This is a genomic window from Mesorhizobium sp. WSM4906 (genome assembly GCF_029674625.1).
Classification (GTDB): domain Bacteria; phylum Pseudomonadota; class Alphaproteobacteria; order Rhizobiales; family Rhizobiaceae; genus Mesorhizobium.
The window spans coordinates 5,566,889-5,593,452 of sequence record NZ_CP121355.1 but is presented as its reverse complement, the minus strand read 5'-3'; the positions used below and the strand labels follow the sequence as shown (position 1 = coordinate 5,593,452).

At 65.5% G+C, this 26,564-nt stretch carries 29 protein-coding genes; 17 read left to right on the top strand and 12 right to left on the bottom strand.

Features of this window, described 5'->3' with window-relative positions:
- The first annotated feature begins 303 nt into the window (after positions 1-303).
- Positions 304-2,046, top strand: coding sequence for a PAS domain-containing sensor histidine kinase (locus QAZ22_RS27190; RefSeq protein ID WP_278207955.1), 1,743 nt, complete (start codon positions 304-306; stop codon positions 2,044-2,046).
- Positions 2,021-2,809 carry a peptidoglycan-binding protein gene (locus QAZ22_RS27185; RefSeq protein ID WP_278203864.1) on the top strand — a complete coding sequence of 263 codons (789 nt, stop codon included), beginning with the start codon at positions 2,021-2,023 and terminating at the stop codon, positions 2,807-2,809. Before QAZ22_RS27190 ends, QAZ22_RS27185 begins: the two co-directional genes overlap by 26 nt.
- Before the next feature lie 24 nt (positions 2,810-2,833).
- Here QAZ22_RS27185 and QAZ22_RS27180 read toward each other — a convergent pair whose 3' ends face one another.
- Both QAZ22_RS27180 and QAZ22_RS27175 read right to left on the bottom strand, forming a co-directional pair.
- Positions 2,834-3,124 (bottom strand): type II toxin-antitoxin system RelE/ParE family toxin, encoded by a 291-nt coding sequence (locus tag QAZ22_RS27180; protein ID WP_278203862.1) that lies wholly within the window; start codon positions 3,122-3,124, stop codon positions 2,834-2,836.
- Complete coding sequence (locus QAZ22_RS27175; RefSeq protein ID WP_278203861.1) at positions 3,117-3,392, bottom strand: type II toxin-antitoxin system ParD family antitoxin; 276 nt, start codon at positions 3,390-3,392, stop codon at positions 3,117-3,119. The genes QAZ22_RS27180 and QAZ22_RS27175 overlap by 8 nt, the downstream gene beginning before the upstream one ends.
- A gap of 121 nt (positions 3,393-3,513) precedes the next feature.
- On the opposite strand from QAZ22_RS27175, the gene QAZ22_RS27170 reads away from it, so the two are divergent.
- Complete coding sequence (locus QAZ22_RS27170) at positions 3,514-3,861, top strand: DUF1491 family protein (protein WP_278203859.1); 348 nt, start codon at positions 3,514-3,516, stop codon at positions 3,859-3,861.
- Positions 3,862-3,874: 13 nt separating this feature from the next.
- On the opposite strand, the gene QAZ22_RS27165 is transcribed toward QAZ22_RS27170, so the two are convergent.
- On the bottom strand, positions 3,875-4,882 hold the full coding sequence (locus QAZ22_RS27165) for a DUF2336 domain-containing protein (RefSeq protein WP_278203858.1): 1,008 nt from the start codon (positions 4,880-4,882) through the stop codon (positions 3,875-3,877).
- A gap of 189 nt (positions 4,883-5,071) precedes the next feature.
- Between QAZ22_RS27165 and QAZ22_RS27160 the strand changes: the two genes are divergently transcribed.
- Positions 5,072-5,260, top strand: coding sequence for a hypothetical protein (locus QAZ22_RS27160; protein ID WP_278203856.1), 189 nt, complete (start codon positions 5,072-5,074; stop codon positions 5,258-5,260).
- Positions 5,261-5,273: 13 nt separating this feature from the next.
- On the opposite strand, the gene QAZ22_RS27155 is transcribed toward QAZ22_RS27160, so the two are convergent.
- Together QAZ22_RS27155 and QAZ22_RS27150 are read right to left on the bottom strand one after the other, a co-directional pair.
- Positions 5,274-5,822: a DUF1254 domain-containing protein gene (locus QAZ22_RS27155; protein WP_278203854.1), complete on the bottom strand. Its 549-nt coding sequence runs from the start codon at positions 5,820-5,822 to the stop codon at positions 5,274-5,276.
- A complete protein-coding gene (locus QAZ22_RS27150) occupies positions 5,815-6,399 on the bottom strand; it encodes a DUF1214 domain-containing protein (RefSeq protein ID WP_278203852.1) in 585 nt (194 codons plus the stop codon). Before QAZ22_RS27150 ends, QAZ22_RS27155 begins: the two co-directional genes overlap by 8 nt.
- A 195-nt stretch (positions 6,400-6,594) precedes the next feature.
- On the opposite strand from QAZ22_RS27150, the gene QAZ22_RS27145 reads away from it, so the two are divergent.
- Positions 6,595-7,710 carry a DUF930 domain-containing protein gene (locus QAZ22_RS27145; RefSeq protein ID WP_278207954.1) on the top strand — a complete coding sequence of 372 codons (1,116 nt, stop codon included), beginning with the start codon at positions 6,595-6,597 and terminating at the stop codon, positions 7,708-7,710.
- Between the two features lie 116 nt (positions 7,711-7,826).
- On the opposite strand, the gene QAZ22_RS27140 is transcribed toward QAZ22_RS27145, so the two are convergent.
- Positions 7,827-9,983, bottom strand: coding sequence for a penicillin-binding protein 1A (locus QAZ22_RS27140; RefSeq protein WP_278203850.1), 2,157 nt, complete (start codon positions 9,981-9,983; stop codon positions 7,827-7,829).
- A gap of 158 nt (positions 9,984-10,141) precedes the next feature.
- Positions 10,142-10,780, bottom strand: a complete 639-nt coding sequence (locus QAZ22_RS27135) for a TetR/AcrR family transcriptional regulator (RefSeq protein WP_278203849.1) — start codon at positions 10,778-10,780, stop codon at positions 10,142-10,144.
- A gap of 111 nt (positions 10,781-10,891) precedes the next feature.
- Between QAZ22_RS27135 and QAZ22_RS27130 the strand changes: the two genes are divergently transcribed.
- Complete coding sequence (locus QAZ22_RS27130; protein WP_278203847.1) at positions 10,892-13,303, top strand: FAD-dependent oxidoreductase; 2,412 nt, start codon at positions 10,892-10,894, stop codon at positions 13,301-13,303.
- A gap of 11 nt (positions 13,304-13,314) precedes the next feature.
- A complete protein-coding gene (locus tag QAZ22_RS27125; RefSeq protein ID WP_278203846.1) occupies positions 13,315-14,868 on the top strand; it encodes a trimethylamine methyltransferase family protein in 1,554 nt (517 codons plus the stop codon).
- 3 nt (positions 14,869-14,871) lie between these two features.
- Here QAZ22_RS27125 and QAZ22_RS27120 read toward each other — a convergent pair whose 3' ends face one another.
- Positions 14,872-15,504 carry an NAD(P)H-binding protein gene (locus QAZ22_RS27120; RefSeq protein WP_278203845.1) on the bottom strand — a complete coding sequence of 211 codons (633 nt, stop codon included), beginning with the start codon at positions 15,502-15,504 and terminating at the stop codon, positions 14,872-14,874.
- Positions 15,505-15,524: 20 nt separating this feature from the next.
- Positions 15,525-16,418: a class I SAM-dependent methyltransferase gene (locus QAZ22_RS27115; protein ID WP_278203844.1), complete on the bottom strand. Its 894-nt coding sequence runs from the start codon at positions 16,416-16,418 to the stop codon at positions 15,525-15,527.
- A 134-nt stretch (positions 16,419-16,552) separates the two neighbouring features.
- On the opposite strand from QAZ22_RS27115, the gene QAZ22_RS27110 reads away from it, so the two are divergent.
- Both QAZ22_RS27110 and QAZ22_RS27105 read left to right on the top strand, forming a co-directional pair.
- Positions 16,553-17,494: a LysR substrate-binding domain-containing protein gene (locus QAZ22_RS27110; protein WP_278203843.1), complete on the top strand. Its 942-nt coding sequence runs from the start codon at positions 16,553-16,555 to the stop codon at positions 17,492-17,494.
- Between the two features lie 69 nt (positions 17,495-17,563).
- Entirely contained in the window at positions 17,564-17,971 is a 408-nt protein-coding gene (locus tag QAZ22_RS27105) for a DUF3168 domain-containing protein (protein ID WP_278203842.1), read from the top strand.
- Between the two features lie 14 nt (positions 17,972-17,985).
- On the opposite strand, the gene QAZ22_RS27100 is transcribed toward QAZ22_RS27105, so the two are convergent.
- Positions 17,986-18,372: an ester cyclase gene (locus QAZ22_RS27100; RefSeq protein ID WP_278203841.1), complete on the bottom strand. Its 387-nt coding sequence runs from the start codon at positions 18,370-18,372 to the stop codon at positions 17,986-17,988.
- A gap of 239 nt (positions 18,373-18,611) precedes the next feature.
- On the opposite strand from QAZ22_RS27100, the gene QAZ22_RS27095 reads away from it, so the two are divergent.
- The 8 genes from QAZ22_RS27095 to QAZ22_RS27060 all read left to right on the top strand — a co-directional run bounded on the left by QAZ22_RS27095 (position 18,612) and on the right by QAZ22_RS27060 (position 25,803).
- Positions 18,612-18,911: a hypothetical protein gene (locus QAZ22_RS27095; RefSeq protein ID WP_278203840.1), complete on the top strand. Its 300-nt coding sequence runs from the start codon at positions 18,612-18,614 to the stop codon at positions 18,909-18,911.
- 81 nt (positions 18,912-18,992) lie between these two features.
- Positions 18,993-19,658 carry a response regulator transcription factor gene (locus tag QAZ22_RS27090; protein WP_041002188.1) on the top strand — a complete coding sequence of 222 codons (666 nt, stop codon included), beginning with the start codon at positions 18,993-18,995 and terminating at the stop codon, positions 19,656-19,658.
- 22 nt (positions 19,659-19,680) lie between these two features.
- A complete protein-coding gene (locus tag QAZ22_RS27085) occupies positions 19,681-21,069 on the top strand; it encodes an ATP-binding protein (RefSeq protein WP_278203838.1) in 1,389 nt (462 codons plus the stop codon).
- A gap of 146 nt (positions 21,070-21,215) precedes the next feature.
- Positions 21,216-21,653 (top strand): hypothetical protein, encoded by a 438-nt coding sequence (locus QAZ22_RS27080; RefSeq protein WP_278203837.1) that lies wholly within the window; start codon positions 21,216-21,218, stop codon positions 21,651-21,653.
- Between the two features lie 117 nt (positions 21,654-21,770).
- Complete coding sequence (gene ccmI / locus QAZ22_RS27075) at positions 21,771-22,901, top strand: c-type cytochrome biogenesis protein CcmI (RefSeq protein WP_278203836.1); 1,131 nt, start codon at positions 21,771-21,773, stop codon at positions 22,899-22,901.
- A 3-nt stretch (positions 22,902-22,904) separates the two neighbouring features.
- Entirely contained in the window at positions 22,905-23,348 is a 444-nt protein-coding gene (gene ccmE / locus QAZ22_RS27070) for a cytochrome c maturation protein CcmE (protein WP_278073079.1), read from the top strand.
- Between the two features lie 5 nt (positions 23,349-23,353).
- On the top strand, positions 23,354-25,345 hold the full coding sequence (locus QAZ22_RS27065) for a heme lyase CcmF/NrfE family subunit (RefSeq protein WP_278203835.1): 1,992 nt from the start codon (positions 23,354-23,356) through the stop codon (positions 25,343-25,345).
- Positions 25,342-25,803 (top strand): cytochrome c-type biogenesis protein, encoded by a 462-nt coding sequence (locus QAZ22_RS27060; RefSeq protein ID WP_278203834.1) that lies wholly within the window; start codon positions 25,342-25,344, stop codon positions 25,801-25,803. Before QAZ22_RS27065 ends, QAZ22_RS27060 begins: the two co-directional genes overlap by 4 nt.
- Here QAZ22_RS27060 and QAZ22_RS27055 read toward each other — a convergent pair.
- Entirely contained in the window at positions 25,800-26,108 is a 309-nt protein-coding gene (locus QAZ22_RS27055) for a type II toxin-antitoxin system RelE/ParE family toxin (protein WP_278203832.1), read from the bottom strand. The two genes, QAZ22_RS27060 and QAZ22_RS27055, sit on opposite strands and share 4 nt — an antisense overlap.
- Complete coding sequence (locus tag QAZ22_RS27050; protein ID WP_278203831.1) at positions 26,105-26,374, bottom strand: CopG family ribbon-helix-helix protein; 270 nt, start codon at positions 26,372-26,374, stop codon at positions 26,105-26,107. Before QAZ22_RS27050 ends, QAZ22_RS27055 begins: the two co-directional genes overlap by 4 nt.
- Positions 26,375-26,564 lie beyond the last annotated feature (190 nt).

The following is a 26,564-nucleotide window of genomic DNA, read 5'->3' as shown; positions in this document are numbered from 1 at the left end:
TTTGATTTGACTGCCGCCGGCGCGAGCTTTTCGGCAGTCGTGGCGCGCTGGTCGCGGCTAACGCTCCATTTACCATGGCGGCAGATCGACGGGCTTTGCGGTGCTGGCATCCCAATATTTGCCGTGGGCGGGGCGCTCGCCTTGTCTGCCTTATCCATTCCTTAAACGCTGGGTGCGAGTTTCAAGCCAATTAAGAGTCGCCTGCAAAGCAGGGCAGTTTCACGACCGGGTACGAGTGCGTTGAGTTCGATTACGGCCAGATACGTTCATCTGCCGGGCGCGGTTGCCGCCGGCTGCGAACGCATGGTTCACCCGACAGTCACGGGCGAGGCCGAGCGCCTGCGTCAGCGCCGCTTCATCGGCGTCATGCTCGCCGCTCCCTTCCTCGCCGCGGGCGCTGCGGTGACGCTGGTCACCTCCAGCCTCGGCGCGGCCGTGACCGTGGCCGCGATCTTCGCCGCCTTCGGCCTGTGCTGGTTCGCAGCGCTTCTGGTTGCCGCCACCGGCCACATGGCGCTCGCCGGCCGCGCGGCGATCGCGACGGGCGGCCTCGCCCTCGCGGGCGCAATAGCCGCGGCGGGCGGTCTGGCCTCGCCGGTTGCGCTGCTTGCCGTCGCTTTGCCGGTCGAGGCCTGGTGGATCACCGGATCGCGCCGCGCAGCACTTTCGGGCGCGCTGGCGGCGATCGCCGCCTTTCTGCTGCAGCCTTTCGCGAGCCAGTTCCTGCCCCTCGGCGCGACCGGCATCGCCGCCTGGCACTGGCTGCTGCCGCTTGCCTGGGCGCTGACGTTGTTGCCGCGCGCGGCCGTCTTCGCCAACCCGGTCAGCGCGAGCCAGGCAGAGCCCGCGGCCGACCGTCTCGAGGAGATCATCGACGCCGTTGTGCTGCGCGTCGGCCGCCAGGGCGAAGTGCTCGACGCCTCGGTCAAGGCGCGTTCCATTCTGAAGCTGGCGCCGGAGCTCCTGCTCGGCACGGGCCTGTTCGAGCGCGTCCATCTTTCCGACCGCGTCGCCTATCTCACCGCACTCGCGGACATGCGTGAGGGCGCCCCGAAGCGCCGGCTCGACCTGCGCATCCGGCTGCCGCGCGACGGCGGCGGCTCGGCCGACAATTTCCGCCCGTTCCGCCTGGAATTGATGCGCGGCGAGCTCGAGCAGGACGTCTTCACCCTCGTGCTTCGTGAGAACGACGACGTCGCGGCGCTACGCGAAGAGCTTGCCTCGGCGAGGGATGCCACGGCCGCTGCCGAAGTGGCCAAGGGCCGTTTCCTGGCGGTAGTCAGCCACGAGTTGCGGACACCGCTCAACGCCATCATCGGCTTCTCCGATATGCTGCTGCACGAGATGTTCGGCGCCTTCCGCGATCCGCGCCAGAAGGAGTATGTCGGTCTAGTCAGGGAGTCCGGCCAGCATCTTCTGTCCGTCGTCACCTCGATCCTCGATGTTTCGCGCATCGAGGCCGGCGCCTATGCCACCGAGCTTGAGCCGTTCCGCTTCGTCGAGGCGGTCGACATGTGCCGCTCGATGATGCGGCCGCTGGCGGAAGCCAAGAGCATCGCGCTCGGCGCGCAGATCGCGCCGGACGCCGGCGAGATCAACGCCGACCGCCGCGCCGTGCAGCAGATCCTGATCAATCTCGTTTCGAACGCGGTGAAGTTCACGCCCGACGGCGGCAGTGTGGTGATCGGCGCCAAGCGCGTCGGCTCGCGGCTGCATTTCTGGGTGAGCGATACCGGCATCGGCATCGCCGAGGAGGATATGGCCAATCTCGGCAAGCCGTTCATGCAGATCCAGAACGACTATACGCGCCGTTTCGAGGGAACCGGGCTCGGCCTGTCGCTGGTCAAGGGCCTTGTGGCGCTGCACGAGGGCACGATGTCGATCGAGAGCGCTCCGGGCGAGGGCACGACGGTGACGATCAGCCTGCCGGTGAACGGACCGAAGCGGCGTTCGGGCGCACCGGTCGGCGTGCTTCCGGTGCCGGTTGCAAAGCCGAAGGGGGATGCAAATGGGGACAGCAATGGCTCGCTCCGCAAGACGGCCTAAGGTGGTCGAACCCGAGCGCGGCGTCCTTGCCGAGGGCGCTGTGGCAGTTGGCCAGATGATCTCGCGCAATCCGGTTCTGGTCGGTGGCTCGACCGCCTTCCTGGTGACGCTCTTCTACGTTTCGGCCAACGCGCTCTGGTATCAGCCTTTTCCGCATACCGGCGCCTTCTTCGCCACCAGGAGCATCGAGAATTTTCCGCACGCCGTCTCCGACGAGCCGGAGACCACCATCAACATCGTGAGGCAGGCGCAGCCGGCTCCCAAGCCCGACCCGGTGGTCCAGCAGGTGCAGGGCATATTGAAGGATCTCAATTTCTATGACGGCACCGTTGACGGCCTCACGGGTCCTGCGACGCGGAAAGGCATCCAGGCCTACCAGCTGAAGGTCGGCTTGCCGGCATCCGGCGAGGTCGACGGCGCGCTGCTCGATCAGCTCGGCGCCAGGCAGACGACCGCGGCCATTCCGCACCCGGCGCCGCGGCCGGCAGACAGCGCAGCGGCGCAGGCCGCCAAACCGGCGGCGATGGCAATTCCGGTCTCCGCCCCGGCCAATGGTGGAACGCAGACGCCCGATGCCCGCATCGTCAAGATCCAGGCCGGCCTGAAGGCCTTCGGCAATGACGATATGCAGCTCGATGGCGTCGTCGGCGCCCGCACCAAGGCGGCGATCAAGGAGTTCCAGGCGCTGTTCGGCCTGCCGGAGACAGGCGAGCCGGACGAAGCGGTCTACGCCAAGATGCGCGAGATCGGCCTGACCAACTGAGAAGTGGCGGCTTCCGGCGCAGCTTCACTCGAGCCAATGCTCTGGGTTTCGCATCCCATGAACTATCGCCACGACTAAAATGCCGTAGCTCATAGGCTCGTAGATAACGATATATCGACCTTCCACGAGAATACGGGCCGTGGCGCTCAATTCAGGCCGAGCGACGCCCATGTTGGAATGTACGCAGGCAAGTTCCAGCTTGTCGAAAATGCGTCCTACAAGCCTGTCCGCAGCCCTTTCATTGTCGGCCGCGATATGCTGCCAAATATCGCCGAGATCCCGTTGCGCCCGAGGCGTAAGTCGATAGTTAGCCACGTCCGGCGCGCTCGGCCTTCAGAGCACGCAGAAAGGCGGCGCGATCGACCTCCTGGCCTTCGCCGCTCGCCATGCCTTCCTCATAAGCTTGCTTTAGCTGCGCTAGTTCCAGGGCGCGAAGCTCCTCGCGGTGTTCCCACAGCCTGAGGGCCTCCCGAACGATTTCGCTGTTGGAAGCATAGCCGCCGCTATCCACCGCATCCTGCAGACGAGCGGCCTGCTTCGGTGTGAGTGATATGGTGAGAGTACGCATGGTTTGGCTTTTCATCGTTCCATTTTAGCGCTTCCCACAAAACTTAACAACATTTGTTAGGTTCTTGACGCATTGTGGCGCTCGCGGACAAGCCAGAATCTCGTTAAACAATCGGCATGTCATCCGGAACCTTCTTATGCGCGTAACCACCGATCTGTGGGTATCGGCTTTGCTGCGCCGTGTCTTCACCGCCGGCGGCTTTGCCGCCGTGGTCAAGCGTGGCGCGACCGAGGCAGGCGCCGTCTTCGTGCTGTCGCGCGGCCGGATGGGCGAGGCGGCTCTCTACGGGCCGGCGCCGCAGACGAGTTACGATTCGGCCAAGCCCGACGAGCGCTTCTTCACCTTGCTCGATTCCGGCGACGATGCTGCGGCATTCGATGCGCGGCTCGAGAAGGAAAAGCGATTCGATCCGGACATCTGGGTGGTCGAGATCGAGGCCGGCTCCGTTCCGGTCGAGGAACTTGTTTCCGTCAAGGCGGAATAGGCAGTTTCAAGGCTTACGACGCCTTGAGGCTGGCGGCCGTGCCGTCGCTGTTCGACGCCTGGTGCTCGGCGCCTGCCGTCTCGACGGCGTTGCCGCGGATCGCTCGCGACAGCGTTTCGGTTTTCCAGGCACGTACCTTGTCGAGCGCCGCTTCGCGATGCAGCAGCCGGTAGCGGTCGAGGAACAGACGGATCGCCTGCGGATGCGGGAACTCACCGGGATAGACCGCGACCGCGATCAGGAAGGCTCTGTCCTCGCTGAGGTCGAGCGCCTTGAGCGCCGATAGCAGCGCCGAGTAGCTCGACTGCCCGGTCACCGAGCGAGCCGTGGTAAAATCGATGTCGAGTGCATCGGCAAGCGCTGTCTGGAAGAAGGCGGCGTTGCCGGTCAGCGCCGTCTCGCGCAGCTTCGCGTAGGTTGCCTCACCGAGGAACAGGTTGACGGCGACACCTTCGCCGGCGGGGCGCATCATCGAGCGCAGGCGCCGCCGCGCATTGTCCTCGGCTTCGCCGGGGAGCGGTCGCTTGTCCTCGCCGGTCTCGGCGGGCGCCGGTTTCACCGGCGCGAGCTTCGTCACCGTCTCCGGTGGCCGGGTCTTGACCAGCGTCGGCTTCTCCAGCGCGCGGATGAGGTGGGCGATGGTCGCATTGAGCTCCTTGCGGCGGGCGATCGCGCGTGCGTGCGGCAGGCCATGGCGCCCGATCAGCGCGATGAGGTCGATGTCGCTCAGCGCGTTCGAGCGGGTGAGCAGCGGTGCCGCGATCTCGACCGGCTCCTCCGCCAGCCGCCGCACAAGCGCGGCCGGCGCATACTCGCATTCGGAAAGAGCGGCGGCGACATAGCGGCGCGACTCGACCGACACCTCGTCGAACAGCGGCAGCGTCAGATCCTCGAGTTGGGCGATCTCGCGGCGCGAGGGCCGCGTCAGCGAGCAGAAGGCCGACACGGCGGCGCGGAACAGCCTTTCGGCCTTTCCCGCTTCGGTCCGGATAGCGATTTGCCTGAAATCCGAAGATGACACGGAAGATACGCCCGACACTCGACACAGACCTGGCCCCGCGCAATCCGGTCAAGCCGGTTTCGCGTCTCCAGGGAACTAAAGATCAAATTAGCCGCGATCCGTTAGCGCTCCGTTAACCCTCTGCCCGCCTTAATCAACTTTGGAGGCGTTGCGTTGTGCTCCGGTCAAACCGAGAGGAATGCGCGAACCATGGGCATGGTCCTGTCTTTTGTGCCGAGAACGGCACCGGTCAATCGAGTAGCTCACGCCACCGATACGGCGGCGGCGGTCATCATCTTCCCCGGCGTCCGCTACGAGCCACAGCCGCAGGTCGGCGCGGCGCGCCCGGACGGTCCCGACAAGCCAGGCTCGCCGCGACCCACCGTTCCGCGCCACTGATCCGTTTTTCCTCTCAATAGTCCTGCAGCTCGCAGGCGCTCTGCTCGAGGAAGCGTGAAACGATCGGCTTCCAGCTGTCGTCCGGCACGAAGGCGCGGACGACGAAGATGCCTTCCTCGATGGGCGCCTCGACGAAGATCGCGCCCTGCAATTCCTCCGGAAGATCGCGCCGCACGTCGATCATCTGCGCCGGCGTCAGCACCACGGCATCGAGCTTCTCGCCGTTCGCGTTGTGGTCGTTGAAGGAATAGATGTTGTGGCCGCTGCGGTCATAGACCGAAGCCGACCAGAACGGAACGTCGCCCGGCGCCCGGATCCGCACCAGCCCGTCGGCTAGGTCGAAGCGGCAGGCTGCCGCGTAGAACATGGGGTCGACCGACTTCACCACCGGCGCGCCGCCGGCCTCGGCGTCCAGGCGCGTCATCTTGTAGAGGTCGGAGGCCATCGCCAGCCGCGACCATGCATCGCGCTCCGAAAATTCCGGCACCAGGAACAGCACCACGATATGCACGATGCCGGCGCCCAGCAGGCCCAGGATGAGCGCGTGCAGCAGGCTACGCATTGCAGCCCGCCTTCAGGATGCGCGGCAGCGTCACGTCGGAAAGCCCGGTGCTGCTCGCGATCGGCGTATCGTAGAAGGTCAGCACGAAATACATCTTGCCGAAGCCGTTGGTGAGCAGCCAGTTGCCGGGGGCAGGGCGGTTGCCGACGGCGATGACGACCGAATTGTCCGGTTGGCGCAGCACCTCATAGGATTGCAGCGCGGCCCGCCTCGCTTTGCCGGTGTCTATGACGCCGAGCGACTGGTCGGCGGCATAGAGCGTCCAGAACCGGGCCGTCGGGTAGCCGCCTTCAATCGTATAGGCGCATTCGCGTTTCAACGGCTCACCGGTCTCGTCGCGCTCGGCGACGAAGGAGAGTCCCTCGGCCCGACCGAGCGCCAGCACACCCTCACGCGCTATGCGCGCCTTCGAATAGGGATCGGCGGCCTGGGTGCCGATGTCGGGAAAGGCGGTCCATCGGCCGATGCGGATCGCGCCGACGCCGTCCTGCGCGTTTAGTGCGTACCAGACGCTGCCGCCGCCAAGGCCGATGGCTATGGCAAGCGAAAGCAGCGTGAGGAATGCGTTTCTGAGCATGCAGGGCCGGAACTGAGGAGGTTGTTCGGGATATCGCGGCGCAGGCCCCCGTGGCAAGCCGGCTTGCTCCAAGGCGTGGCGATATTCGGGTGAAACCGGCACGCAAGCGGCGGCTTCCTCCTGCGTCGCTGCGGGTGGCCGTTCAATCGGTGTCTGTGCTTGAAGCCGCCGCCTTTTCGTTCCACATCGATCGGGATGAAGGGCGAGACGGAAGAACGGCGTTGGAATTTGGCGTGCGCCTTGCCCGCATCGCTGATCCTGCATGCGCTCATAGCGGTATTTCTGGTCTACAGCCTGCCGAGGCCTGCTCAACAGCCGGATCGGGAGCAGCCGGTCAATGTCGCGCTTGTGCCTCCGCCCGAGCAGCCGAAACCGAAGCCTCCGCCCGCGCCGCAGCCAAAGGAGCCCAAGGCCGAAAAGCCGCCGGAACCGAAGGCTGAAAAACCGCCCGAGCAGAAAGTTGAAAAGCCGCCTTTGCCGGAAAAGCAGCCGCCGAAGTCGCCGGCAATCGCGGTGCTGAAGCCCGTTTTCCAGTACGGCGACAAGGATGCTGGCCCGAGGAAATCCCTGGATGGAGGCGGCGATCGAGACAGCACGCCTTCGCCGGCCAAGGATAGCGATTCGAAGCCGCCAGCCTTGCCGAAGCCCGTTGAGAACCAATCTGCCTCGCCGGCAGGCGCCGATCAGCAGGCAAATCCAAGCAAGGCCGACGACAAGCCGGCGACCGCCGAGACGGAGTCCACGCAGAGCGAGGAAAAGCAGGCAGCCCAGAACGCGGATAAACAACAGGCAGACGGGCAAGAGGCAGGAGCGCAAACCGCCGAAAAGCCAAAGCCCAAACCCGCAAATGCGCTGAAGTTCAGGCCTGCCAAGGGCTCGAAGTCCCGAAGCAGGAGCGCAGGGACGCCAGGTTCCACGAAAGCCGCCGTTGCTGCATCGCCTACCTATTCGGGTCTTCCTGGTGTCCGAAAGCTCTACTCGCAGGGCGCCACCGGCGACGCGCTGGCCACAAGTTCCATGACCGGCGTGCCTCGCGATCAGCGGGTCGCCAACCTTTGCGGCAGCGTCTTGAACCAGGAATTGCAGGACGCCTCTTATTCTCCCAAATGGCTGCCGTCTATTCCGCTGAAGGTGGGCAATGTTCTTAGCCCTGCGGAAACCGCCTTCAGCACCACAACCACATGGTACCGCCTAAGCTTCCGGTGCGAGGTCGACACCGATGCGACGAGGGTCCTGTCGTTCAACTTCCGCGTCGGCGCTGAGATCCCAGCCGGCGATTGGGCCCGTCTCAGATTGCCAAGTCTCCGCTAAAGCATGTCTCTCGAAAGTGGGAACCGGTTTCGGGACAAAGACATGCGCAGGTTAAAAGGCATGTCTCCCGAAAGTGGGAGCCGGTTTCGGGACAAAGGCCTGAGTAAGATCAGAACCTAAAGCGCCGACAGGGTCTCCGGCAGGGTGGGTGCGTCGAGCACGGGTGCCGACTGGAACACCTTGGTCATGTCCCTCAGCGTCTGCGTGGTGCGGCTGGATAGCACCGGCGGGCGCTCGGCCTCGGCCTGCGCCTCGGCATCCGCGGCCTCCTTCTTCGCCGCTTCCTCGGCCTTGGCCGCGACCTCCGGGTCGACGAAAGGATGATCGAGGCCCGGGATCGGCTTCAGGTCGATATTCTGGTGCGTATAGACCATCAGCCGCTGCCATACCATCGCCGGCAGGGAACCGCCGGTCATCTTGTTGGTCGGCGTGAAGTCGTCATTGCCGAGCCAGACGGCGGCCGTGTAGTTGCCGGTGAAGCCGACGAACCAGGCGTCGCGGTAGGATTGTGTGGTGCCGGTCTTGCCGGCGACGACGATGTTGGGAAGCTGGGCGCGTCGTGCCGTGCCGATCACCGGTACCGCAGCCAACATGGTGTTCATGTATTTCAGCGCCTGTTCCGACAGCACCCGGTGCGGGGGCGGCGCGTCCTTGGTCCAGTCATAGACCACGTCGCCGGTGCGGGTGACGAGCTGGGTGATGCCGTGCCTGGAGCCGACAAAGCCGTTCTGGGCAAAGACGCTGTAGCCCGTCGCCTGGTCCATCACCGTCATGAGGGACGTGCCGAGCACCATGGTCTTGTGCGATTCCAGCGGCGATTCGACACCCATCGATTCGGCCATCGCCTTGATCGGGGCGATGCCGAGATGATCCTTGGCGAGCCGCACCGGCACCGTGTTGATCGACTTGGCGATCGCGGTCAGCAGCGTGACATTGCCGGCCGATCCGCCGCTATAGTTATGCGGCGACCAGTTGCCCCAGGAGATCGGACCGCCGGAAACCACGGAATCCGGCGTGAAGCCATGCTCCATCGCGGTGGCGTAAACATAGGGCTTGAAGGACGAGCCGGTCTGGCGCAGCGCCTTGGTCGCACGGTTGAACTGGCTGGCGCCATAGTCGCGGCCGCCGACGATGGCGCGCACCGCGCCATTGGTCTCGATCACCACCACCGCACCCTCGGTGACGTTGTATTCCTTGCCGAACTGGCGGAGGTGGAACTCGACCGATTCTTCCGCCGCCTTCTGGATGTTGGCGTCGAAGGTCGTATGCGCGACCAGCGAATGCTGGCCGGGCTTGGCGATTTTCTTCACCTCGTCGAAGGCCCAGTCGAGGAAATAGTCGGGGCTCTGCTTCTCGCCGCGGTCGACGACGTCGGCCGGGTGGAGCCGCGCCTGCAGCACCTGGCCCTCGGTCATGAAGCCGGCGTCGACCAGATTGGAAAGCACCACATTGGCGCGCGCGCGTGCCGCCGGCAGGTTGATGTGCGGGGCGTATTTGGTCGGCGCCTTGAACAGGCCGGCCAGCATCGCCGCCTCCGCGAGGTTCAGGTCCTTGACGCTTTTGCCGAAATAGAAATCCGCCGCCGCCTCGATGCCGAACGTGCCGCCGCCCATATAGGCGCGGTCGAGATAGAGCTGCAGGATCTCCTTCTTGGAGAGGTTCGCCTCCAGCCACAGCGAGAGAAACGCTTCCTTGATCTTGCGCTCCAAGGTGCGCTCGTTGGAAAGGAACAGGTTCTTGGCGAGCTGCTGCGTGATGCTGGAGCCGCCCTGGACCACCGAATTGGCGCGCACATTCTCGAAGATGGCGCGCGACAGGCCGAGGACGTCGATGCCGTAATGGTCGAAGAACCGCCGGTCCTCTGTCGCCAGCACCGCCTTGATGACGATGTCCGGCATCTCGTCGACCGGGACTGAATCGCGCTGGATGATGCCGCGCTGGCCGATCTCATTGCCGTAGCGGTCGAGGAAGGTGACGGCGAAATCGCCCTGGTTGCGCCAGTCGCCGGCGGTGATCTCGAAGGCGGGCATGGCCAGTGCCAACAGCACCACGAAGCCGCCGGCGCCCATGGTGAAGCCCTCGCTCAGCACCTCGATGATGGCGCGCCGCCAGCCATGCAGGCGAAAGCGGCGGGAAAAGATGGTGGCTGCTTCCCAGAATTCGCGCGCCTTGAAGCCGATTTCATAAAGCGACGAATCGAGCCATGCGTCGACCGCAAGAGCCGCTGAGGCGATCCGGCCTCTTCTCTTGCGTGGTTTCGAAGGACTTGCCATTCCAGACTTCCGCCCCAACGCGCTTTCGACCGAAACCGCGTGAACGGTTTCGGGCGCCACCCCTGCACGACTAATCGACCATTTTATCACCGCTCACAAGGGCAGCGAAGCCACACCCAGGCTTTGTTGAACGCCAAGGTTGATACTTCGCGGCGATATCACCGCGCTGCGATGAAGCGCATGAAATGCGCCACATCGGCCTCGGTCGGCTCCTGGCCGGTGAAGGAGCGCAGATAGGCGGCGAGATGGCTGACGCGGGCCTCGACCGGCTCCTTGAGGTCGAGCACGTAGTAGCCGATCTGCATGTAGTAGAGGACGCGGGCGCGGATGAAGGCGTCCTCGTCGTCGTAGCCGTGCCGGCGGTACATGTCGCGGATGGCGCTGAGGCGCTCGTCGTCCGCCTGGTCGATCATGCGCCGCACATCGTCCGAGCGTCTTGCCCATTCGCGCACGGCGAAGTCGAGCCTCGGGTCGAACAAGCGCTCGTCGGCCCAGCATTCGAACACGTTCATCACGCCCATGATGATGGTTTCGGCAGGGCGCCGGGCGCGCTCAACGATCGCCGTGGTGTTGGTGTCGTGCCAGTGCTTGAGCAGCTGGTCGAGCAGGTCCTGCCTGCTTTCGAAATACCAGTAGAAGCTCGAGCGCGACACGCCGAGCTTCTGGCCGATCGTGAGCACGCGCACGCTCTCGATGCCATCCGAGATCAGCGTCTGCAACGCCAGATTGATCCAGTCCCAGCGCGTGACCTTGATGTTTCCGGGCGTCGGTTCGGCCTGGGGAGCGGCGATGATCATGGCCGCACAATAGGCATGGCGCGAAGCCGCGCGCAAGCTCTGGACAGAAGTGTCTAGACATGTATGTCCAGTCTGTATATCTTAGAGCCTTCAACGAGAGGGAGAGAGCTCGTGAAGTCGCATTATCGCGCGGTCGTCATCGGAGGAGGCGTGGTCGGCGCCTCGGTGCTCTACCACCTGACGAGGTTCGGCTGGAACGACGTGGCGCTCATCGAGCGCGCCGAGCTGACGGCCGGTTCGACCTGGCATGCGGCCGCCGGCTTCCATGCGCTCAACGCAGATCCCAATGTCGCTGCGCTGCAGGATTACACGATCAAGCTCTATCGCGAGATCGAGGCCGAGTCCGGCCAGAATGCCGGCCTGCACATGACCGGCGGCGTCAACATGGCGAGCGACCCGCAGCGCTGGGAATGGCTGAAATCGGCCTGGGCGGTGTTCCAGTCGGTCGGTATCGAGACGGCCCGCTTGGTGACGCCCGATGAGATCAAGGAGATCTGCCCGATCGTCGATGTCAGCGACGTGCTGGGCGGCCTCTACGATTCCAACGAAGGCCATCTCGACCCCTACGGCACGACGCACGCCTATGCCGGCGCCGCGAAGAAGCGTGGCGCCGACGTGATTCTGCGCAACCGCGTCGTCGAGCTGAAGCAGCGTGCCGGCGGCGGCTGGGATGTCGTCACCGAAAAGGGCACGATCGTCGCCGAGCATGTCGTCAATGCCGGTGGGCTCTGGGCCAAGCAGGTCGGGCGGATGGCTGGCGTCGACCTGCCGGTGACGCCGATGGAGCATCATTATTTCGTCACCGAGGACATCCCGGAAGTCGCTGCCCTCGACAAGGAGCTAGGCCTCGCCGTCGACCTCGACGGCTTCTCCTATCTGCGGCAGGAGCGGAAGGGCGTGCTGCTCGGCGTCTACGAGCAGAACCCGAAACACTGGAACATGGACGGCGCGCCCTGGGACTACGGCATCGAGCTGATCCCCGAGGACATCGACCGCATCAGCCCGGAGCTTTCCAAGGCCTATCAGCGCTTCCCCTGCCTGGCCAAGGCCGGCATCCGCAAATGGGTGAACGGCGCCTTCACCTTCACGCCGGACGGCAACCCGCTGGTCGGTCCGGTCAGGGGCTTACGCAACTACTGGGTCGCCTGCGGCGTCATGGCCGGCTTCAGCCAGGGCGGCGGCGTCGGCAAGTCGCTGGCCGAATGGATGATCCATGGCGAGCCGCAGGCCGACATTTTCGGCATGGACATCGCCCGCTACGGCGCGTTCGCCGCCAACCGCGAGTATCTCAGGCAGACCACGCGCCAGTTCTACGCCCGCCGCTTCGTCATGACCTTTCCCAACGAGCGGCTACCGGCGGGCCGGCCGCTGAAGCGTCCCGGCGCCTATGACGGCATGAGCGCCGCCGGCTGCGAGTGGACGGCATCCTGGGGCCTGGAAATCCCGGCGTATTTCGCGCCGATGGGTTTTCGCGAGGAGACGACGCTGAAGCGCTCGAACGCCTTCGACATCGTCGGCGACGAGGTCCTGCAGGTGCGCCGCGCCGCCGGCCTCGTCGATACCACGGCCTTCTCGCGTTACGCCGTGTCGGGACCGGGCGCCGAGGCCTGGCTCGACCGGCTGCTCGCCTGCAGGCTGCCGAAGCCCGGCCGCGCGAAGCTTGCGCCGATGCTTGGGTCTGACGGCAGGCTGAAGGGCGATCTCACCGTTCTCAACTGGGGCGGCGGCGAATACTGGATCATGGGCTCATATTACCTGCGCGCGTTCCACATGCGCTGGTTCGAGGCGCATCGGGCCGAGGATGTCGCGGTGACGGATATCTCGGACGCTATGTCCGGCTTCCTCGTCACCGGACCGAATGCGCGCATGATCGTCGAACGCACCACGCATCAGGACGTATCCGCCAAGACCTTGCCGTTCATGGCCTGCGGCGCGTTCGACATCGACATGGTGCGCGCCCGGATCGCGCGGCTGTCGATCGCCGGCGAGCTCGGCTTCGAGATCAACTGCCCGGCCACCCTGCATGCGACCCTTCGCGAGACGCTGCTTGCCGCCGGCGAGGATCTCGGTCTCGCCGAGATCGGCTATTACGCGCTCAACGCACTTCGCCTGGAAAAGAGCTTCGGCATCTGGTCGCGCGAGTTCACGCAAGGCTACACGCCTGGACAGACAGGCCTCGACCGATTCATCGCCTTCGACAAGGGCGACTTCATCGGCCGTGAAGCGGCGTTGAAAGAGCGCAAGGCCGGAGTTTCGCAACGGATCGTGACAGTTGAGGTCGACGCCGTCGATGCCGACGCCAGCGGCTTCGAGCCGGTCTGGCGCAAGGGTCGGCGCGTCGGCTTCGTCACTTCCGGCGGCTATGGCTACACCGTCGGCAAGAGCGTCGCCCTGGCGTTGGTGGATGACGAATTCGCCGGGGAGGGGACCGAGCTTTCCGTACACATTGTCGGCGTCGAACGGCTGGCGCGCGTCATCGCGGCCTCGCCCTATGACCCCAAGGGCGAGGCAATGCGGCAATAGGAGGATTGGGCATGATTGACGAGGCCGCACGCGACCTGAGGCGAGAACGCCGGCGCGGACGCAATGGCGAGGCAGGCAGCGAATCCGGCCGTCGCCCGAACTACCGTTCGCTGAAGAACCCGTTCCTGCCGCAGCCCGTCTTTTCCGACGACCAGGTCGCCGCGATCCACGACACGGCGCTGCGCGTGCTGGAGGAACTCGGCATCAAGGTGCTGCTGCCGGAGGCGCGCGCCATTCTTGCCAAGGCCGGCGCCCTGGTCGACGAGGACAGCCAGATGGTGAGGATTGGCCGCGACATGGTCGATGCGGCCCTGGCTTCCGCGCCGCGCTCGATCCCTGCCTATGGCGGCGACCGCTCCCGCGATCTTGCGCTGGAGCTCGGCACGATGGCGTTCCTCGCCGGGTCCGGTGCGCCCAACGTCACCGATCTCGAACGCGGCCGCCGGCCGGGCACGCTGGCCGCCTTCGAGGAATTCATGAAGCTGCTGCAGCATTTCGACGTGCTGCATATGCTCGGTCCCTGCATCGAGCCGCAGGACGTCGACACCCGCTTTCGCCACTATGCAACCGGCCGGGCGCAGCTCACTTTGTCAGACAAGCTCCCCTTCGTCTTCGCGCGCGGCACGCCGCAGGTCGAGGACAGCTTCGAGATGGTCCGTCTGGCGCGCGGTCTCTCGGAGGACGAGTTCCGCAGCGGCGCCTATTGCTACACGGTCATCAACACCAACTCGCCGCGCCAGCTCGACATCCCAATGGCGCAGGGCATCATCGACTTCGCCAAGGCCGGCCAGGTTTCGATCATCACGCCCTTCTGCCTGGCCGGCGCCATGGCGCCGATCACGGTCGCCGGCGCGCTGACGCTGCAGCACGCGGAGGCGCTGGCCGGATTGACGCTGGCGCAGATCGTGCGTCCCGGCGCGCCGGTGGTCTATGGCTCCTTTTCCTCCAACGTCGACATGAAGTCGGGCGCGCCGGCCTTCGGTACGCCGGAGCACATCAAGGCGACCTTGGGCGCCGGCCAGTTGGCGCGCTTCACCGGCCTGCCCTGGCGCTCGGGCGGCGGCAGCGCCGCCAACATCTCCGACGCGCAGGCGGCGCATGAAACACAGTTCGCGCTGTGGGGCTCGGTGCTTGCCGGCGCCACCGTCTGCATCCATGCCGCCGGCTGGCTGGAGGGCGGCCTGAGCGTCTCCTTTGAAAAGCTGATCACCGACATCGAGGCCTTGCAGACGATCGCCGAGCTTTGCGCGAAAACGCCGGGCGACGCCGACGCCATCGGCTTCGACGCCATCGCCGAGGTGCAGCCCGGCGGTCATTTCTTCTCGGCCGCCCACACCATGACGCGCTACCGCACCGCCTTCTACGAGCCGCTGGTCGCCGACTGGTCGAATTTCGGCAACTGGACGCAGTCAGGCGGCAAGACCGCGACCGAGCGCGCCACCGGCATCTGGAAGCGGATTCTTTCCGACTTTCAGCCGCCGCAATCCGCCGCCGCCACCGCCGGTGTGCTCGACGAGTTCATCGCGCGGCGCACCGAAGAGGGCGGCGCCGCGCCGGTGTCGTGAACATCAAGGCAGCAGGGCAACCGCCTTACGCGAATATGTGGTGTCGCCGACCTGGGCAAGCATGAAAGCCGCCACGTCGGCGCGCGCCAGTGTCGGCAGCAGCGAATTGGCCCGGATGCCGTTGCCGTGGCGGAACGCGCCGGTTGCCGGGCCGTTGCCGAGCCTTGGCGGCCGCACGATCGTCCAGTCGAGGCCGGACTGCGCGATGAGCTTTTCCTTCGCTTCGTGATCCTCCACTTCGTGGCGCAGCACCAGCGGCGCGACGATGCCGCCGAGCAGCGGGCCCAGTTGCCGGCGGCTGTCGCGGACGCCAAGGAAGGACAGGTAGACGAGCCGGCCCGGCCTGCTCCGCTGCATCGCCTCGACGATGAAGCCGATGCCGGCAATCACCGCGCCATCGTGCTTCAGCGGTACGCCGACGCCGAGGCAGCTCAGCACCGCATCGTGACCGGCAATCGCGCCCTCCACCGCTTTGCGGTCGGCGACGTCTCCGACGATAACGCTCAGATGCTCGTGGCTGACGGCGAGCTTGCCGGGCGCGCGGACGAAGGCGCTCACCAGATGACCTTCCGCCAGCGCCGCCGAGACGAGGACGCGGCCCGTCGCGCCCGAGGCGCCAAAGATCAGCAATCTCATCGCCAGCCTCCCGATCATCGTCAGCTAGGCTTGCGCCCGGCGACAAAAGCGACCGGTGCTCCAGCGGGGCCGGGCAGCAGCCTCGTGTCGGCATAACCGCATCGCTCGACCAGCGCCTGTGCCGCGCCTTTCTCGAAAATGGTGCCGCCCCACATTGCGGTGCGGAAGCTGGCCAGCGCCTCTCCCAGCGCATCCGGCCCTGGATTGACCATCGCCAGCAGCAGCCAGCCGCCGGGTTTCAAGGCCGCCAGACAGCGCGGGACGATCGCCCTGACATGCGCTTCCGGAATGAAGGCGCTTGGCACGAAGGCGAGATCGAACATTTCTTCGAGAGCGATCTCTTGGCCGAAACCGATGCGCAGTGCGATGCGGTCCGCGAACCCGGCCGCCCTGACATTGGCGTGCGCCTGGGCGATGGCGTCGGGCGCCGGATCGATGCCGACCGCCCACAGTTCCGGCCACTCCCACAACATCCATATCGACAGCGCCCCGACGCCGACGCCGATATCGAGAAAGGCGGCGCCCGGCGCCTCGAGCCGCTCCTGCAGGCCGGCAAGCTGCGGCGCGATCGATCGCTTCAGCAGCGCCGGGAAGCCGGTGGAAACGTCGCCCAGGGCCTGCCGCAGATTTGCTTCCATGGTTTCGGCGCTGGCGGAGGGCGCCGACAGCAGCTTGCTCCCCGACAAGAGTTCGACCTTGATGCTGGCCAGCATCGGCAAAAGCTCGGCGGCGCTGGCGTCGGCAACAATGTCGGATATGCCGAGGCAGCCGAGCACGGCCTCGATGCGGTGGGCGGCTTCGTCCTCCAGCGCCGTGCCATGGAGCCGTGTCTCCAGCGCAAGGCCGAGCGCTGCCAGCGCGTTTGCCGATGCCGCGTGCCGCGCCACCACTGCTCGCAGGTTCTCCATGCTCATGGCTTGCTCCTCTGACTGCGGATTCTGCCAGAGTCTCGCGCGGGCGGCCCGGTCCGACCATTGCCGATTTTCGCGCATGCCTGTGCAAATCCGCACAGGCATCCGGCGACGAGTTGGTCTAGAATGCGCCGGCAATGACAATCGGCGAACCGGACTGGAACGATCTGCGCTATTTCCTCGCCGCCGCGCGGGCGGGAACGCTGTCGGGCGCGGCGCGCGCCTTGGGCGTGCGGCACACCACGATCAGCCGGCGCCTGGCGGCCCTCGAAGCCGCGCTCGGGGCCTCGCTGGTCCTGCGCGGGCCGCAGGGCCTCGAGGTGACGCCGCTCGGCCTGAGATTGCTGCCGCTCGGCGAGGATCTGGAACGCGCCGTCGAGGCGATGACCGCGCTGGTCCGGTCGGGCACGCGCCGCGTCAGGCTCGCGTTGCCTACCGGGTTCAGCCCCTTCTTTGCCGAACGCATGGCGGCGTTCCGCAAGGCCTGTCCCGATATCGGCCTCGAATTGACCAGCGGCAGCCGCCCCGTCGATCTCCAGCATGGCGAGGCCGACCTCGCGGTCAGGATTGGGCCTGTGGCCGATGAAACGCTGGTCGCGCGCAGGCTTTGCGACTCGGGCTGGTCGCTCTACGCATCCCGTACCTATCTCGATCGCCATCCGATGCCGATCGATCCGCGTCGGCTCACCGGGCACGAAATCATCGGCTTTCACGAGAGTCTCATCGGCGTGCCCGGTGCCCGCTGGGTCGAAGCCTATGGCAAGGGCGCGACGATCGTGTTTCGCGTGGCGGAAATGACCGAGATGCTGGCGGCGGCGCTGGGTGGCGCCGGGCTGGCCGCGATGCCCTGCATGCTGGCGGAACCGGAGCCGCGAATGGTGCGGCTCACCCCCGATATTCTCGGCAGCCACGCGGTTTCGCTTGTCTATCGCCGCGACATCGGTGATGAAGCGCCGGTGCGCGCCGTGATCCGTTTCGTGACTGCCGTGATCAAGGACCATGCGGCGATGATCGGCGGTGAGCCGCGCCGACTTTCCGAAAGCGGTCGCGGATCAGGCGCCGTCGATCTGGCGAAGTGAGGGCAACGCGGTTACGGTGCGCGCGAAACTGCCGGCGTTCAGGACTTATCAGGCGAACGGAGACGATAGATGACGGCGCCTGGCGATTTGATGCAGGCCTTGTTCCTGCGGCTGAAGACCGACGCGTCGCTGTCGGCGCTGCTCGGCGGCGCCGGCCTGCTCGAGCGCGCCAACGACAAGGCCGCTTTTCCCAACGTGACCTACGGTCGCACCAGCGCCTTCGACCTCGAAACCGGCGCCGACAACGACAATGATCAGCTCATCACGCTGCATGTCTGGTCGAAGGCTCAAGGGGAGGCCGAGGTTCGTCTCATCATGGACAGCATCAGGGCACGCCTCGACGGTGCGGCGCTCTCCATCGGCCCGCGCGGCCAGACCCGTCTGTCGCTGGAATTCGCCGAGGCGCGCTATGACGAGGACTTGGCGGTCCACCACGGGCTGCTGCGCTTTCGCGCGCTGACGCAGGAGGATGCCTGAAGCACCGATCTACCCTAAAGCTGGGCCTGGATGGCGGCCTTGTCGATGACCGACCAGACCTCGCGAATCCGCCCGTCGTGGAACTCATAAAAGACGTTCTCGGCGAAGGAGACGCGCTTGCCGTTCACCGGCAGGCCGAACAGGACGCCCTTGGGCCTGCAGTCGAAATGCAGGCGGGCCGCCACGCGCGGCGGCTCCGATACCAGAAGCTCGATGTTGAAACGCAGATCGGGAATGGACTCGAAATCGCCTTCCAGCATGCGGCGATAGCCCGAAAGCCCGATCGTCTCGCCGTTATATTGCATCTCTTCGCCGACGAAGCGGCCGAGATTGTTCCAGTCCTGTTTGTTGAGGCAGGCGATATAGCCCTTGTAACGATCTGCAAGGTCCTCGCTCGTCACGGCATTCTCCCATGGTCGTCCAGCTTCGGGTCATCCAGCTTTTCGGCGCTAACTAGAGCACAATCGCGCACGCGAAAACCGTAGCCGCGCCGGTGATTTTCCGGCTATGAATTTCGAAGTCCGGCTTGATGGGGGCTCGGGCAGTTGGATGTCTCGCGTTCAGGGGGCGTGGCGGGCATGGATTTTCGGCCGTTCACCGTTCATTTCACGTTCAGCACACATGCGTTAGAACCGTGATCATGAAAACGTTCCGCTCCCATATCCGCACCGCGGCGCTGACGCTTGCCGCAGCCGGCCTTTTTGTGTCGCAGGCGACGGCCATGCCGGTCGTCGAACCGTCGGTCGAGCAGCCGGTCGTGCTTGCTGCAGGTGACTGCTACGCGATCGGCCAGCAGGTCGCCGCGCAGAATGGCGGCACGCTCGCCAAGGCCTCGCCGTCGACGCGCGGCGGCCAGCAGGTCTGCGTCATCGTCGTGCTGGTTCCCGGCAAGGAGGGCCAGCGCCCGCGCCGTTCCGAGATCGTGGTGCCGCTCAACTGAGGCCCCATCCCTTTAACAGGCTTAAGTTTCCCTGGCCGGCGGAATCGGCCTATATTTTTCCCCATCAACAGGCTTCAACCCATGCGCGTGCTCGTCGTCGAGGATGACAAGGATCTGAATCGCCAGCTGGCGGACGCGCTGGTCGATGCCGGCTATGTCGTCGACCGCGCCTATGACGGCGAGGAGGGGCATTTCCTCGGCGACACCGAGCCTTACGACGCCGTCGTCCTCGACATCGGCCTGCCGCAAATGGACGGCATCAGCGTCGTCGAGCGCTGGCGCCGCGGCGGGCGCAAGATGCCGGTGCTGATCCTGACTGCGCGCGACCGCTGGAGCGACAAGGTGGCCGGCATCGACGCCGGCGCCGACGACTATGTTACCAAGCCGTTCCACATCGAGGAGGTGCTGGCCAGGGTGAGGGCGCTGATCCGCCGCGCCGCCGGCCATGCCTCGTCCGAGCTTACTTGCGGGCCGCTCAGGCTCGACACCAAGGCCTCCAAGGCCGATGTCAACGGCGTGCCGCTGAAACTCACCTCGCACGAGTTCCGTTTGCTTGCCTATCTGATGCACCATATGGGCGAGGTGGTGTCGCGCACCGAGCTGGTCGAGCACCTCTACGACCAGGATTTCGACCGCGATTCCAACACCATCGAGGTATTTGTCGGGCGGCTTCGCAAGAAGATGGGCATCGACATGATCGAAACCGTGCGTGGCATGGGCTATCGCATGCGAGAGCCGGAGGCGTGACGCGGAACCGCTGAAGCCGACGATGAGAACGTGGCTTTCAAGGCTGCGGCTCTGGCCGCGCTCGCTGACCTTCCGCGTCATCGCCTTTTCGACGGTCTGGGCGATCCTGACGCTGGTCGTCATCTTCACCCTCATCACCACGCTCTACCGCCAGGCCAGCGAACGCGGCTTCGACAGCCTGCTTTCGGCGCATCTGTTCAACCTGATCGGCTCGGTCGGCATTTCCGACAGCGGCGCGCTCACCGGCTCGCCCGACCTTGGCGACCTGCGCTTCTCCGAGCCGAATTCCGGCTGGTACTGGTCCGTTGAGCCAGCCTCCGAAGGTGTTCACGGCGAGATCCATTCCTCCTCGATGACGACCTCGGTCCTGTCGCCGAGCGTCGCCGAAGTTCCCTTCAACGTGAATTTCCAGCGCAGCTATTCGACCGAAGGCATCAAGGGCGAGGAACTGGAGGTCTTCGAGAGCGAGTTCGTGCTCGATGCCAAGAACCGCGCCGCGCGGTTTCGCGTCATGGGCAACCACAGCGAGCTGGAACAGGAGATCGCCAGCTTCCAGCGTCGCCTGCTCACCTATCTCTCGCTCTTCGGCGTCGGCATGATCGCCATCAACGCCATCGCCATCCTGCTTGGCCTGCAGCCCTTGCGCCGCGTGCGCAATGCGCTGGCCATGGTGCGCGAGGGCACGGCGCAGCGGCTCGACGGCCGTTTCCCCGCCGAGATCGAGCCCCTGGCCAACGAGACCAATGCGCTGATCGAGAACAACAGGCGCATCGTCGAGCGCTCCCGAACCCAGGTCGGCAACCTCGCCCATTCGCTGAAGACGCCGCTCGCCGTGCTGATCAACGAGGGCCGCGCGCTTGGCGGCGCCAGGGGCCAGCTCATCGCCGAGCAGGCCGCCTCGATGCAGAAGCAGGTGGATCATTATCTGCAGCGCGCCCGCGTCGCCGCCCAACGCGACAGCGTGGTCTTCCGCACGCCGGTGGCGCCGCTGGTCGAACGGATGGTGCGCGTGCTTCGGAAGCTCAACCCGCAGACGAAGCTATCGCTGTCGCCGCCGCCGGCCGAGATCGTCTTTGCCGGCGAGCGCGAGGATCTGGAGGAATTGCTGGGCAATCTGCTCGACAATGCCATGAAATGGGCGAAAAGCGCCGTCGCCGTCTCGGTCGCCGCAGTTCCGGGAAGCGCCAACCTGTTTGAAATCGTTATAGAGGATGACGGCCCCGGCATTCCCGAGGACAGCGCGCGGGAAGTGTTGAAACGTGGCAAGAGGTTAGACGAGACGAAGCCGGGAACGGGGCTGGGATTGGCCATTGTCGCCGACCTCGTCAACGAGTATGGAGGCGCCCTGGCGCTGGAACGGTCCGGCATGGGCGGCTTGAGGGCGGTGGTGAGATTGCGGAGCCTTCAATAATGTTTTTTATCGATTTGCGTGCGGCTGGCTGCGGCCAAATTTCCGACAAATATCAACACTATGGGCTTGCCATCCTCCCCGATGGCGCGGCTCCCGGTGCATCTCGTTCAAGAAGTCCATCCCGCTCTAGAGAACCGGTTGCTGGCATGAAGATTCGCGTTGCGCTCGTTTCCGCCCTGATGGCCGTTTCGGGCTGCACCACGCTGGGCAGGACCGGCCCGACCTCGCCGGTCACGCCGGTCGCCACTCCGCCGGCCGGCGGCAAGGTGGCAACCAGCATCGTCGCGGCCATGAATGGCGGGCTCATCGGCGGTTCGATCGGCTCGGGTCTGAGCGACGCCGAGAAACGCAAGGGCCTCGAGGCGGAGTACAAGGCGTTGGAATACAACGCCAGCGGTCAGAAGGTGACGTGGAAGGGCGATAGCTCGTCCCATTATGGCGAGGTCGTGGCGGCCCAGCCTTACCGGGTCGGCTCCCAGGACTGCCGCCAGTACACGCACACCGTGTATGCTGGCGCATCGGGCGTCACCGCGCGCGGCACGGCCTGCCGCAATGCCGACGGCAGTTGGACGCCGCTGACCTAAGTCAGGCAACAGCCGGCGCGATTTGATATTTATCAAGGTCGGCCGGCGCGTCTGCCGTCAAAGCGTCGCAGTATGCTTGTGTTGGCAGGGCAGGGCTCTGCCTTTATTGGAATAGCCATGCTGTTCTGGGTCATAGCCGCAATCCTTACGCTGGGCGCCAGCCTCGCCGTGCTTTTGCCGCTGGCCGGCGGCACGAAAGGCGCGTCGACCGCCGGCGATCACGATCTCGAAGTCTATCGCGACCAGCTTTCCGAGCTTGACCGCGACATGGCGCGCGGCCTGATCCAGCCGGGCGAGGCCGAGGAAGCGCGCGCCGAGATCGGCCGCCGCATCCTGCGTCTCGGCTCCGCCAGTCAGGCGGGCACGGACGCGCCGCGCCCTTCGCGAGCCGCGAGGCTGGTTGCCACAGTCGCCGTGCTGGCGGTGCCGCTGGTGAGCTGGGGACTTTACGGCGAGCTCGGCTCACCCGACCTGCCGTCGCAGCCGCTGGCCGAACGGCTCGCCAAAAATCCTGCCGATTCATCGGTCGACGAGCTGATCGCCCGCGCCGAGGCGCATCTTGCCGCCAATCCCTCCGACGGCAAGGGCTGGGACGTGCTGGCGCCGGTCTATCTGCGCCTGCAGCGCTACACCGACGCGGTGACGGCCTATCGCAACGCCATCCGCCTCGATGGCGACAGCGCGGTTCGCCAGGCTGGCCTCGGCGAGGCGATCGCCAACGCCGCCGGCGGCATCGTCTCCGCCGATGCTCAAAATGCCTTCGAGGCTGCCCTGAAGCTCGATCCCGCCAACGCCAAGGCGAATTTCTATCTGGCGATGGGGCTTGCCCAGGAAGGCAAGAAGGCAGAGGCCGACGCTGCCTGGCAAAAGATGCTCGGTCAGCTCGCGCCGGATTCGCCTTGGCGCAGCGCCGTCCAGCAGGCGCTCGCCGATACGGCCGAGGCCACGGCCGGCAAACCGGCCGCCGGCCCGGATGCCGATCAGGTCGAGGCGGCGCAGCAGATGTCGCCGCAGGACCGGCAGGCGATGATCGAAACCATGGTCGCCGGGCTCGACGACAGGTTGAAGCAAAATCCGCGCGATGAGGAAGGATGGATGCGGCTCATCCGTTCCTATGTCGTGCTCGGCAAGGCCGACCAGGCGCGCGACGCGCTCGGCCGCGCTGTCGCCGCCTTTGGCGCCGATAGCGAGCAAGCCAAGAAATTCACCGCCTTTGCCGCCTCCCTCGGCGTGACGGCGACGGAGTAAGAGATGACGCGCAAGCAGAAGCGATTGTCGGTGATCGTGGCGGGGCTGGCCTTCCTCGGCGCCGCCACCGGGCTCACCTTCTACGCGCTCGGCCAGAAGGCTTCCTATTTCTACATGCCGGCCGAGCTAGCCACGGCAAGCGTCCAGCCCGGACAGCGCATCCGCCTTGGCGGCCTTGTCGAAAACGGCACCGTCGTGCGCGGCAACGGTGCAACCGTGGCCTTCTCGGTTACCGACACCCAGAAGTCGGTCAAGGTCACCTACACCGGCATCCTGCCCGATCTGTTCCGTGAGGGGCAGGGCGTCATCACCGAGGGCGCCTTCGGCCCGGACGGCGTCTTCGTCGCCGACAGCGTGTTGGCCAAGCATGACGAGCGCTATATGCCGAAGGAAGTCGCCGACGGCCTGAAGGCCAAGGGCGTGTGGCAGGAAAGCAAGAGCGAGTAACGAACTTGGTTGAGACCGGACATTTCGCCCTCGTCCTCGCCTTCGCGCTGTCGCTGGTTCAGATGCTGGTGCCGCTGGTCGGCGCCCGCACCGGCAATCAGCGGCTGATGGCGGTCGGCGGTCCGGTCGCGGTGACCGGCTTTGCGCTGACCGCGCTCTCTTTCGCGGCGCTGGCCACCGCCTATGCCGGCTCCGACTTCTCGGTGGCGAGCGTCTGGGAGAATTCGCACTCGTTGCAGCCGATGATCTACAAGATCACCGGCACCTGGGGGAACCACGAAGGCTCGATGCTGCTCTGGGTGCTGATCCTGACCTTTTTCGGCGCGCTCGTCGCCGTCTTCGGCAACAACCTGCCGGCGACGCTCAAGGCCAATGTGCTTGCCGTGCAGGGCATGATCGGCGCCGCCTTCTTGCTGTTCATCCTGGCGACCTCGAACCCCTTCATCCGCCTGAACCCGGCGCCGATCGAGGGCCGCGACCTCAACCCCGTCCTGCAGGATCTCGGCCTCGCCGTCCATCCGCCGCTGCTCTATCTCGGCTATGTCGGCTTCTCGATCTGCTTCTCCTTCTCGGTCGCCGCTCTCATCGAAGGCCGCATCGACGCCTCCTGGGCGCGCTGGGTGCGGCCATGGACGCTGGTCGCCTGGATGTTCCTGACCGGCGGCATCGCCATGGGCTCCTATTGGGCCTATTACGAGCTTGGCTGGGGTGGCTTCTGGTTCTGGGACCCGGTCGAGAACGCGTCCTTCATGCCCTGGCTTGCCGGCACCGCGCTGCTCCACTCCGCGATCGTCATGGAAAAGCGTTCGGCGCTGAAGATCTGGACGCTGCTGCTTGCCATTCTCACCTTCTCGCTGTCGCTGCTCGGCACCTTCCTGGTCCGCTCCGGCGTGCTCACCTCGGTGCATGCCTTTGCCTCCGATCCGGCGCGCGGCGTCTTCATCCTCTGCATCCTGACGCTGTTCATCGGCGGCTCGCTGACGCTGTTCGCGCTGCGCGCTTCCACGCTGACGGCCGGCGGCCTGTTCCACCCGATCTCGCGCGAAGGCGCGCTGGTCCTCAACAATCTGTTCCTCACCACTGCGACCGCGACGGTGCTCGTCGGCACGCTCTATCCGCTGGCGCTCGAAGCCATCACCGGCGGCAAGATCTCGGTCGGCGCGCCCTTCTTCGACCTGACCTTCGGCCCGCTGATGCTGCCGCTGCTCGCCATCGTGCCCTTCGGGCCGCTGCTTGCCTGGAAGCGCGGCGACGTGCTTGCCGCTTCGCAGCGCCTGATGGCGGCCTTTGCCGTGGCGCTCGCGGCGATGCTGATCACCGGCCTGTTCATCGACGGCGCCTCGGTCTTCGCCGCGCTTGGCGTCGGGCTCGCCGTCTGGCTTGTCGCCGGCGCGCTCACCGACCTTGCCGTCAAGTCGGGTGTCGGCTCGGTGGCGCCGGCCGTCATGCTGAGGCGCTTCGCCGGCCTGCCGCGCTCGGTCTTCGGCACCGCGCTGGCCCATCTCGGCCTCGGGCTCACCCTGCTCGGCATCGTCTCCACGCTTTGCTTCGGCACCGAGAGGATCCTCACCATGCGCGCCGGCGAGACGGTGGAGCTTTCCGGCCACACGCTGCGCTTCGAAGGGCTGTTCCCGCAGAAAGGCCCGAACTTCACCGAGGATCGCGGCTGTTTCCTGCTGATTGGCGCCGACGGCAACGCCGATGGCCAGATCACCTCGGCCAAGCGCTTCTATCCGGTGCGGCAGACGGTGACGACCGAGTCCGGCATCAGGACGCTGGGCTTGAGCCAGCTTTATCTGTCGCTCGGAGATGAGGGCAATGACGGCTCCGTCGTCGTGCGCCTGTGGTGGAAGCCGTTGGTGACGCTGATCTGGGGCGGCGGGCTGGTGATGATGGCTGGCGCCGCCATGTCGCTGCTCGACCGCCGCCTGCGCGTCGGCGCGCCCGCCAGGCGCCGCAAGCCGGCTGCCGCCACGGTATCGGCGAGCCCGACATGAAGGCGAAGTTTTCGGCCGCCTCGCTGATCCTGCTGCTGGCTCTGCTCTTCGCCGGCACGGCGCAGGCGGTGAAGCCCGACGAGGTGCTGCCCGATCCGGCGCTGGAGGCCCGCGCCCGCGCGCTCTCCGAAGGCCTGCGCTGCATGGTCTGTCAGAACCAGTCGATCGACGAATCCGACGCCGACCTGGCGCGTGACCTGCGCATCCTCGTGCGCCAGCGCCTCGTCGCCGGCGACACCGACCAGCAGGTGATGGACTATATCGTCTCGCGCTATGGCGAGTTCGTGCTGTTGAAGCCGCGCTTCAGCCTGCGCAACGCGCTTTTATGGGGCACCCCGGCGCTTCTGCTTCTGGCCGGCGGCATCTTCATCCTGTTCAGCGCGCGTTCGCGCCACTCGGTATCGGCAGCTCTCTCGGCGGACGAGAAGGCGGCGCTGGACAAGATGCTTAGCGATTAAATAGGCCATTCCTCGGACGGCCAGTCCCGCGACGTGTGAATGACGCGAAGGATGACGACGCTCTCACGGCCAGCGATAGGCCTCAGGCTATAGGCAATGACGTAGGGGAGGCGCCCGATGGGCTTCTCATAAGTACCTGTCACGCGGCCAGGCCGGCCGGTCGCCATATCGCCAAGATTTTGGCCAGCCTCGCGAATGCGATCAGCGAGGCGTCTGGCGGCTGCCGGATTATCCCGCGCGACGAAGCCGATCTGCTGGCTGAGGTCTTCAAGCGCCTCTCGCGACCAACTGACGTGCCGCTTCACGCGTTACCAGCACGCTTAGCTTCCGCCGCTTCGATTATGGCGTCGATCTCCGCCATGGCTTCATCGTGGGGCACGACACGGCCAGCCTCTGCGTCGGCCATGCCACGCTTGATGCCTTCGATGATCTCAAGCTCGCGATCGACGTAGGCCGAAACCGCCTCGGCCGCGAGGAAGGATTTGCTGCGGCGCGTGTCATTGGCGATCCGCTCAAGCTTCAGTTTGGTTTCGCTCGAAACCCGAATTGTCATGGTGGTGCTTGTTGGCATAATGAAAGCCTTGTGCTGAACTGTGTACAAGGTAATGCAGCAGACGGGCGTAACCAAGGGAATTGTGCGCCTCGCTGCCGGCACATTACAAAATTTTCATGCACCGGAAATGGCGCCGTAATGTGCGCCGCTCTAATCCTCTTGCCCGAGGATGCTTCGCCTGAGCGCATCCCTTCGAAAGAGGAAACGA